This window comes from Catenulispora pinistramenti (genome assembly GCF_018274385.1).
Classification (GTDB): domain Bacteria; phylum Actinomycetota; class Actinomycetes; order Streptomycetales; family Catenulisporaceae; genus Catenulispora; species Catenulispora pinistramenti.
This window is the reverse complement of sequence record NZ_JAAFYZ010000314.1, coordinates 1-9571: the sequence shown is the minus strand read 5'-3', so window position 1 is coordinate 9571 and position 9571 is coordinate 1. Positions and strand designations below refer to the sequence as shown.

General features: G+C 72.2%; 8 protein-coding genes. 3 read left to right on the top strand and 5 right to left on the bottom strand.

Annotated elements, in window-relative coordinates; genetic code table 11:
• Positions 1-129: 129 nt before the first annotated feature.
• From KGQ19_RS45100 to steA, 3 genes are all read right to left on the bottom strand, one after another.
• Positions 130-1023: a hypothetical protein gene (locus KGQ19_RS45100; protein ID WP_212021183.1), complete on the bottom strand. Its 894-nt coding sequence runs from the start codon at positions 1021-1023 to the stop codon at positions 130-132.
• Between the two features lie 256 nt (positions 1024-1279).
• Complete coding sequence (locus KGQ19_RS45095) at positions 1280-2275, bottom strand: copper transporter (protein ID WP_212021181.1); 996 nt, start codon at positions 2273-2275, stop codon at positions 1280-1282.
• On the bottom strand, positions 2272-3462 hold the full coding sequence (steA, locus tag KGQ19_RS45090) for a putative cytokinetic ring protein SteA (protein WP_212021179.1): 1191 nt from the start codon (positions 3460-3462) through the stop codon (positions 2272-2274). The genes KGQ19_RS45095 and steA overlap by 4 nt, the downstream gene beginning before the upstream one ends.
• Positions 3463-3638: 176 nt before the next feature.
• Between steA and KGQ19_RS45085 the strand changes: the two genes are divergently transcribed.
• Both KGQ19_RS45085 and KGQ19_RS52395 read left to right on the top strand, forming a co-directional pair.
• Entirely contained in the window at positions 3639-4115 is a 477-nt protein-coding gene (locus tag KGQ19_RS45085) for a hypothetical protein (protein WP_212021177.1), read from the top strand.
• A complete protein-coding gene (locus KGQ19_RS52395) occupies positions 4112-5494 on the top strand; it encodes a sensor histidine kinase (RefSeq protein WP_212021175.1) in 1383 nt (460 codons plus the stop codon). Before KGQ19_RS45085 ends, KGQ19_RS52395 begins: the two co-directional genes overlap by 4 nt.
• Before the next feature lie 88 nt (positions 5495-5582).
• On the opposite strand, the gene KGQ19_RS45075 is transcribed toward KGQ19_RS52395, so the two are convergent.
• The gene (locus KGQ19_RS45075; protein ID WP_368862251.1) at positions 5583-6203 is read right to left on the bottom strand and encodes a response regulator; all 621 of its coding nucleotides are present in this window, start codon (positions 6201-6203) and stop codon (positions 5583-5585) included.
• 83 nt (positions 6204-6286) lie between these two features.
• Here KGQ19_RS45075 and KGQ19_RS45070 point away from each other — a divergent pair, with 83 nt between their 5' ends.
• Positions 6287-6985 carry an SDR family oxidoreductase gene (locus KGQ19_RS45070; RefSeq protein WP_212021173.1) on the top strand — a complete coding sequence of 233 codons (699 nt, stop codon included), beginning with the start codon at positions 6287-6289 and terminating at the stop codon, positions 6983-6985.
• A gap of 48 nt (positions 6986-7033) precedes the next feature.
• On the opposite strand, the gene recN is transcribed toward KGQ19_RS45070, so the two are convergent.
• Positions 7034-8776, bottom strand: coding sequence for a DNA repair protein RecN (gene recN, locus KGQ19_RS45065; RefSeq protein WP_212021185.1), 1743 nt, complete (start codon positions 8774-8776; stop codon positions 7034-7036).
• Positions 8777-9571 lie beyond the last annotated feature (795 nt).

Sequence of the window (9571 nt, the reverse complement as noted above, 5' to 3'; positions counted from 1 at the left end):
GGGTTGGGGGCATCGTCTGGGGCGGGGTCGGTGGTTGTCGTTGTCGCGGTCGTCGTCGCGGCGGTGGCGCTCGTGGCGCCACCGCTGCCCGGCCCGACCGCCTCCGCCGGGTCGTGCTCGATCTGGACGTCAGCCATCGGTGGCCTCGCCCGGCTTCGGGCCGGTGTCGCGACCCCACTCGTCGAGGAAGCGCAGCGCCGGCGTGGCGGCGATGACCTTGGTGAAGCTGACCTTCTCGCTGGCCGCCGTCAGAGCCGCCAGCCCGGCCGCCAACCCGACGAGGCCGGGACGCGACGCCCGCGCGGCCGCCGCCACGCCGAGCACCGCGCCCAGCGCGTTGGCACCGCAGTCCCCGAGCATCGCCCGCTCCCCGAGATCCTCGGGCACAAGCGCCGCGGCGGCACCGAGTGCCGCCGCCGTGAGGAGCCCGCTACGGGCCCCGGAAGCCGGGCCGCCGTCCGCGAACACCTCGCGCACCACGGCCGCCCCCGAGCCGACCGCCGCTGCCTTCACGGCCCGGCCGGGTCGCAGGTCGAACAGGTTGACCACATTGGCGGCCCCGGCGACGACCAGCCCGGCCAGCACCCGCTCCAGCGGATCGCGCCGCACCACGGCACCGGCGGCCAGGCCGACGGCACCGATGCCGAGGATCTTGACGGCACCGGTCGTGACCTCGCCCCGGGCCAAGGCGGAGAGGTGACCGCGAAAGCCCTTGGCGGCGCCGCGCTCGTTGAGGTCGTCGTAAAGGCCGACGGCGCCGGCACCCAGCGCCGCGCCGCAGCCGGCCAGGCGGACCTGGAGCGGGAGGCCGGGCGTCAGGAGCGCGGCGGTGGCGATGCCGACGGCGACCGCCGGACCTTCGAGCAGGGTGACTTCGCGCCCGCGGTTGTTCTTGCGAGACCAGCGCTCACGGCCGCCGGGTGGCCGCGCATTCAGCACACGATATGCGCCCCGCGCTACCGCCGCGCCGACCGCACCGGCGCTCACCACACCGGCGCCGCCGATCACCCCGGCCGCTGCCACCCGCTCGACGCTACCCGCTGCGCGCGGCGGGAACGGCGAACGACTCGCGCCGGGTCGGGTGAGCTCGGCCGCGGTACTGAGGGGATTCCCGCCAATTAAGGCACCTGCCTCGCCAGCAGCCGCGCGCAGCAAATCCACCACCGCCGCCCCGCGCAACCGGCCAGCGCCCCCCAGCAAGCCGGAACTTCTCCCCCGTGCCCGAACTCCACTCACCCGAGCCGATCCCCTCCTCATACCGCGGCCAGCCCGCCTGGTCCTAGTGCAGATCCGGCAGCGGGCCGTCGGCCGTGCCGGTCAGTCCGTAGTGCCCGGTCTTGCCGCCGGCGGCCTCGGCGAGGGCGAACACCGTGATGATGCGGCCCGAGGCCTGGTCGGCGGTGTCGGCGGTGGACACGTTCTTGGAGACCCAGCTGTCCTTCAGGGCGGCGGCCAGCAGGCCCGGCGACTCCGCCGAGGAGGCCGGACCGGCCAGAACCGCGCCGAGGGAACGGCCGCCGCCGGTGAGGTCCTTAAGGAAGCCCAGGTAGAGGGCGTCGGCGGCGTCGTTGGACGAGGAGCCGGAGGAGGGGGCCGGCGGGGCCATGACCACCACCAGGTCCGCCGAGGTGGCGCTGGCCGACTTCACGTCGATATAGCCGGCGTTGCTGTAGGCGGTCAGCACATCCTGGGACGCCTGGTCCGTTATCGCCTGCTCGCCAACGCCTGAGTTGTTGGCCGGTATCCGGTGCACCACCGCGCCGGCGATGTCGGCCAGGGCGATGACCGACGGCGGGGTCGCGGAGGTCGCCGAGGAGGACGGGGTCGGCAGCTGCTCTCCCCCGCGCTCGGCCGCCGGAAGCTTCGCGGCGGCCGCCGTGAGCTTGCCGCCCTGGTCCGGGTCCAGAAGCGAGGACTTGAGCGTGACCTCGCCGGTGACCTGCGCCCCGGCCTTGCCCAGCAGGTCGGACAGGGCATCGCCGCTGGAGCCGTCGGTACCGGGAAGCATCACCACGGCGACCGAGTGGCCCGTGAGCTTGCCGGACACGGCATCCGGGCCGAGCGCGGCGATCAGGCTGTCCCGGTCCCGAACCTGGGCGCTGAGCTGGTTCTGGGTACCATGCAGCGCCTGGTTCTGTCCGCGCAACGAGCTGAGCTGGTTGTTCAGCTCGTCGTAGGCGACCTTGCTCAGGTAGGAGGAGCCGATGACCAGACCGACGGTGAGGGCGAGGAAGACCGCGACGATGGAGACGACGTGGTAGCGGAAGTCAATCAAGTGAACAGTCCCCGCAGCCAGAACACGAAGTCGTCCCACAGCGAGCCGAGCACGGTCAGATATCCCTTCCCGGCCGGTGAGACCAGCAGTGTGGCGATGACGGTGGTGAGCGCGGCCAGGACCAGCGCGGCCAGCGACGCGTTGGAGATCCGGCTGCGATACAGCCGCGACACGCCCTTGGCGTCCACCAGTTTGCCACCCACGCGCAAGCGGGTCAGGAACGTGGAGGCCATCCCGCCGCGACCCTTCTCCAGGAACTCCACCAGGTTGCTGTGGCCGCCCACGGCCACGATCAGCGACGCGCCCTTGTCGTCGGCCAGCAGCATCGCCACGTCCTCGCTGGTGCCGGCGGCCGGGAAAACCGCGCAGGGCAGCCCCAAAGAGGTGACGCGGTCCAGGCCCGGGGCGGTTCCGTCCGGGTAGGCGTGCACGATCAGCTCCGCGCCGCAGCCCAGTGCCTCGTCGGAGACCGAGTCCATGTCGCCGACGATGATGTCCGGCTTGTGCCCGGTCTCCAGCAGCGCGTCCGCGCCGCCGTCCACCCCTATGCAGACCGGCCGGTACTCGCGGATGTAGGGGCGCAGTACCGCCAGGTCTTCCTTGTGGTGCGTGCCGCGGACCACCATCAGCACGTGCCGGCCGTCCAGCTCGGTGGCGATGTCCGGGACGCCGACGCCGTCGAACAGCAGGTCCCGCTCGGCCCGCAGGTACTCCATGGTGTTCCTGGTGAACTCCTCGATCTGCTCCGACACCGTCGAGCGGGCCTCGGCCAGCGCCTCGACCACCTCGGCCAGCTCCACCGCCTTGCCGACCGCGACCGGGGTGCTGCCGCACAGCACCACGTTGCCGTCCAGCCGCACCACGTCGCCCTCGGCGATCCGCTCCAGCACCGCCGGCCCCACCTCGTCGACCACCGGGATGCCGGCGGTGAGCAGGATCTCCAGGCCCATCGCCGGGTAGCGGCCGGACAGCGACTTGGCGGCGTTCACCACCGCCGCCGGCTTGCACGCCAGCAGCGCCTCGGCGGCCGGGCCGTCCAGGTCGACGTGGTCGATCAGGGCGATCTCGCCGGCCCGCAGGCGCTTGGTCAGGTCCTTGGTCCGGCGGTCCACCCGGGCCACGCCGGACAGGCCCGGCAAGTCTGGCTGGCGGGCCTGGCGTCGGGGACGGTGCGGCAGGTGGGTCATCTCTGGCGCTCATCGTCGCACGTCCGCCCCTGGCAGCGGTAAGGGATTGGCCGGTGGGCGGTACGGGGCGGATGGGACGCCCGCCGGGCCTGCACCGGCCCGGCCACGGAATCTCCACCCCGGACTCCACCCCCGCTCCGATCTGGAAAAGCGGCCCGCTGCCTACCGTCGAAGACATGAACATCCTGCAGATCGCCCTCATCGTCCTGGTCGCCGCGCTGGTGATCGGCAAGCGGATGACCGGCCGCCCGGTCGACACCCGCCGCTCGATCCTGATGCCGGGCGCGCTGGCCGTCTACGGCTGGTTCATCCTGCACAAGAGCGGCGGCACCCTGACCCACACCGACCAGGTGTGGCTCGGCGTGCAGGGCGCGGTGTCGGTCGCGATCGGCCTGGTGCGCGGCGGCACGATCCGGCTCTACGAGCGCGACGGCGTGGTCTGGGCCCGCTACCGCCCGATCACGATGCTGCTGTGGGTCGGCTCCATCGCCGCCCGGTTCGGGCTGGAGGCGGTGGCGGTCCACGCCGGAGCCGGGAAGCCGGCGATGACCGCCTCGATCATGCTGATGTTCGGGCTGTCGCTGGCCGCCGAGTCGCTGATCGTGCTGCCGCGGGCGCACGCCAGCGGGATCCCGGTCATGGTGCGGTCGTGAACACGGACCCGGCGACGGGGCAGACCACAGTGATCGCCACGGTGACCACCCTGGTCGCCTCGACGTTGCTGGGCATCCGGGCGGTCATGGCCGCCCTCGGTCCCTGGGTCGCGAGCCGGACCACCGCGATGCGCCGGTTCGGCGTGCCCGACGTGCTCGGCGCCCCGGCGGCCGGGCACACTGGCCTCATCATGACCGGTGCCGAGGACGACTTCCCCGACCTGCGGCGGTGGACCGAGCGCTGGCCGGCCTCCGCCGTGGCGATGCGCCTGCTCGCCATCGGCTCGATGACGATCGGCGTCGTGCAGTCGCGCCACCCGGCCGCCTGGGTGCTCGGCGGGATCGCCACGGTCACCGGCGTCATATGGGCGCTCTCGCCAATCCACCGGGTGCGGGTGCTGCTTCCGGCCATCGCGGTGTTCGCGGTCACCGGGGCGGCACTGGCCGGCTCGGGCCTGGTCGTGCCGTCCGGACTCATGTACGTCTTCGTGAGCCTGCTCTACCTGCAGGCCCTCGCCGAACCGCGCGTGGCGTCCCTCTACATCGGAGCCGCGGCGATCGCGTCCGGCGCGGTCAGCGCGGTGGTCGCCGGCGACGGCAACGAGTTCCCGTGGATCATCGCCGTGGCGGTCGGCGGCTACGTGTTCGGCGACGCCCGCCGCTCCCGCCGCCTGGCCCTGCAACGGGCCCAGGACCTGCTGGTGATGACCCGCCGCGCCAACACCGAGCAGGCGCACGCCGCCGCACTGGCCGAACGCGGCCGGATCGCCCGCGACGTACACGACGTGCTGGCGCACTCGCTGTCCGGCCTGGCGATCCAACTGGAGGCCGCGGACGCCCTGCTGTCCGACGGCTCGGACCTGGAACGCGCGCACACCATGGTCGTCCGCGCCCGCCGCCTGGCCCGCGACGGCCTGTCCGAGGTACGGCGCGCGGTGGCGGCGCTACGCGAGGACGTGAAGCCCCCGGAGGAGACGCTGGCCGCGCTGACCACCGACTACGCCGAGGTCACCGGCTGGCCGGCCTCGTTCGAGGTGGTCGGCGGCCCGGTGCCGGAGTTGGCGGTGGAGACGGCGCAAACACTGCAACGCGTGACGCAGGAAGCGCTGACGAACGCCCGCAAGCACGCACCGGGCGCGGCAGTCGAGGTCCGGCTGGCAGTCGGGGCCGACACCATCACCCTGACGATCGAGAACACGGCCTCGCGGGCCCCCTCCGCGCCACTGACGAACACCGGCGGCGGCTGGGGCATCGTGGGACTACGCGAGCGGGTCGGGCTGGTCGGCGGCTCGGTAGAGGCCGAGCCGACGGCGGCCGGCGGGTTCCGGGTGGCCGCTGTCGTGCCGATTGCGGCGGCGGGGGCGGACGTCTTCGCTTGAGCTGGCTCATTGCTTAAGTTCGCTCTTTGCTTGAGCTGGCTCGACTTCAGTTCGCTCCTTACTTAAGCTGGCTCGACTTCAGCCCGCCTCAGTCCAGGCCGTGCCGCAGCGCGTAGCGCACAGCCTGAACCCGGTCGCGCACACCGATCTTCGCGAACAGGTTGTTGATATGCGTCTTCACCGTCGCGGCGGAGACGAACAGCTCCTCGGCGATCTCGGTGTTCGACTTGCCGCGAGCGATCAGGGTCAGCACCTCGGCCTCGCGCGGGGTGAGATCGACCGACGCCGGGACGTCGACGGCCGCGGCCAGCAACGTGGCGGCGACCCCGTCGTCCAGCACCGACTGCCCGGAGGCGGCGGCCTCGATCGCACGGGCGATCTCGGCGCGCCCGGACTCCTTGGTCAGGTAACCGGTGGCGCCGGCCCGCAGGGCTTTGAGGATCGAGGCGTCGTCGGCGTGCGTGGTGAGCACCACGATCCGCACCCCCGGCGCGCTCTGCCCGATCTGCCGGGTCGCCTCGACCCCGTCCATGCCGGGCATGCGCAGGTCCATCAGCACAACGTCCGGCCGCAGCGTCTCGGCCGCGGCCACCGCCGCCGCGCCATCCGCCGCCTCGCCCACGACCTCCACCCCGGGAGTCACGGACAGCAGCGCGACCAGCCCGTCGCGCACCGCCGCCTGATCGTCGGCCACCACCACTCGGATCACTGCCACGGCAGTATTCTCACATTGATCCACGCTCCGTTGATCCGCACCCCGGCGCGCCGCCGGCGATAAGGAGGCAAGTCCCCATGGAACCCGTCACGCTGATCACCGGCGGTTCGAGCGGCATCGGGGCGGCCACCGCCCTGGCCCTGCTCAAGCAGGGACACCGGGTGGCGGTCACCGGCCGCGACACCGACCGGCTGGCCGCCTTCGCCGCCTCGGCCGGGGCCGGCGACCAGCTGCTGACCATCGCCGGCGACGCCAGCGACGAAACCGACGTCGCCGCCACCGTGCACCAGGTGGTCCAGGCCTGGGGCCGGCTGGACACAGTGATCGCGAACGCCGGGTTCTCGCTGCCCGGCACGCTGGAAGACCACGACCCGCAGGCGATGCGCACCATGGTGCTGACCAACGTCCTCGGCCCGGCGCTGCTGGTGCGGGAGACGCTGCCGCACCTGCGGGAATCCAAGGGCCGGATCGTGGTCGTCGGCTCGGTCGCCGGCATCCGGAACACGCCGGGCAACCTCTACTCGGTCACGAAGTGGGCCGTGCACGCGCTGGTCGAGAACGTCCGACTGCTGGTGGCCAAGGACCGGGTGGGGGTCACGCTGATCGCCCCGGGCGTGGTCGACACGCCGTTCTGGGACGAGCGCGGCGGGACCCCGCAGGCCGCCCCGGCGCTGACGCCAGAGCAGATCGCGAACGCGATCCTGTTCGCCGTCAACCAGCCGGAAGGTGTGGACGTCAACCAGCTCGTGGTGCGGCCGACCGGACAGGCCGGCTGACGAAGAACCCGAACCGAGCCGCGAACCCCGACCGCGAACCCGAGCCCCCTACCCTCGCTGCCGATCCGCCGCCGCGGCCTGCAACAGCTCGTCGGCGTGCGCCTGTCCCAGCTCCGACTCCTCGAGCCCGGCAAGCATGCGGGCCAGCTCCCGGCGGCGCTCGGCGTCGTCGAGCACGACCACGCCGGAGCGGGTGACCATGCCGTCGTTGGCCTTGCGGACCACCAACTGGCGGTCGGCGAAGGCAGCCACCTGCGGCAGGTGCGTGACCACCACGACCTGCGCCGAGCGGGCCAGCCGGGCCAGCCGGCGGCCGACCTCGACCGCCGCCTTGCCGCCGACCCCGGCGTCCACCTCGTCGAACACGAACGTGGGCACCGGGTCGGAGCCGGCGAAGACCACCTCGACGGCGAGCATCACGCGAGAGAGCTCACCGCCGGAGGCGCCCTTGGCGATCGGCAGAAACGGCGCCCCGGGGTGCGGGGCCAACCGGAGCTCGACGTCATCGATGCCGGTCGGGCCGAACGCCACCGTGCGGCCCTCCACGTCCAGGCCGCCCGCGACTTCCTTCTGCGTCACCGGCACCTCGATGCGGGCGTGCGGCATCGCCAGCTCGGCCAGCTCCGTGGTGACCGCGGCCGCGAACTTGTCCGCGGCCTGCGCGCGGCCCGCCGAGACCCGCGCCGCGTGCCCGGCCAGCTCGGCGCGCGCCGCGGTGCGCTCCTCAGCGAGCGCGGCGATCCGGTCATCGTCGCCTTCGAGCTCGGCCAGCCGCAGCGCGCCATCGGAGGACCAGGCCAGGACGTCGGACAGCTTCGGGCCGTACTTCCGCATCAGGCTATTGAGGTCGCTGATGCGCTGCTGGACATCAGCCAGCCGTCGCGGGTCGGCCTCGATCGAGTCGGCGTAGGCGGCCAGCTCGGTGGACACGTCGGCGAGCAGGAACGACGCCTCGTCAAGCCGCTGCGCGACCTCGGCCAGGGCCGGATCGTGGTGCCGGGCGGCCTCCAGCGCGCGGCTGGCCTCCGACACCAGTGACAGGGCATTGATGGACGCGGGATCGTCGGGACTGCCAGCCAGCGCCATGTGCGCGCCGCCGGAGGCAGTACGCAGGGTGTCGGCATGCCCGAGGCGCTCGGCCTCAGCGCCCAGTTCGGCGTCCTCACCCTCGACCGGCTCCAGCCGCTCCACCTCGGCCAGCCCGAAGCGCAGCAAATCGGCTTCCTGCGCCCGCTCCCGAGCCCGGGTGGTCAGCTCCTCCAGCATGGCCTCGACCTTCTTCAGCCGGTCGAAACAGGCCTTGTACTCGGCCAGCGGCTCCGCCACCGCGGGACCGGCGTAGCGATCCAGGGCCTGACGCTGACGGGCCGGCTGCAACAGGGACTGCTGCGCCGACTGGCCATGCATCGCGACCAGGTCGTCGGCCAGCCCGCCGAGCACCCCGATCGGAACCGCGGCGCCACCGAGGCTGGCCCGGGAACGGCCCTCGCTGGACACCGACCGGGAGATGATGAGCTCAGCCTTGTCCTTCCCGACCGGCTCGAACTCGGCACCGGCATCCGCCGCAGCCACCCCGGCGGCACTCTTGGGGTCCACCACCAAGCGGCCCTCGACCGACGCCCGCTCAGCCCCGGGACGGACCAGCGCGGAGTCCGAACGGCCCCCGAACAGCAGCCCGAGGCCGGTGACCACCATCGTCTTGCCCGCGCCGGTCTCCCCGGTGACCGCCGTGAACCCGGGCGACAGCTCCAACACCGCGTCCTCGATCACGCCGAGGCCGCGAATCCTCATCTGCTCCAGCACAGGTACGACACTAGGTCTTCGCGGGGCGGAAGCGGTACCTGCGCGCCGGATTCGTCCGGTTAGGGGGTGAAGTTCATGACCGGGCGAAGTTCACGACCCTGACATGGGCGAGGGCGCCCGGCCCCCTCCGGGTACTAGCGCTACCAGCGACCGAACTCACCAAGCCGCGGGTACCGAACCCCTGCTTTGCACTTCTCCGGCTGGTTTTCGGTTCGTTCCCCTCGGTCGCGTCGGCAGGGCTTCGCCTACAGTGCCGGTGGCCGGGGGTCAAGTTCGCGCCGTGCGAAACCGCCGCCCACCTGCATGTCCGCCGCGCGCGGACTTTACCCCCGGACACCGGTGCTGTACCCCCCGGGCTGACGACGCGACCGAGGGGAACGGACCGCACCACCTCACAAACCGCCGCCGCAGGGCCCTGACCGGACCACCCTATGGAATTGCGCCAGTTCCCCGAGGGAGCCGAGAGCCCCCGCCGGAGGCGCCGGCTCTTCACCAGGGCTCTTGACCTTGACTTTGACCTTGATCTAGACCCTCGCTCCGACCTACCGGAGATGAAGAGGCCTGAAGTTCGGCGGGGTCGTGAACGCGGGAACCGGCAGCCAAGTCACAGACCCGCCGACCCGAACCCCGAACCGGCACAACCATGACCGAAGGCCGTAAAAAGCCTTGAAACCCACAACCCAACCGCAACTCGCCCCACAAACCCAGCCACCCCGCAAACGCACCCGCACCACCACCACCAAAACTTGCCCTACTAACCCACCAACCCACTAACCCACTAAC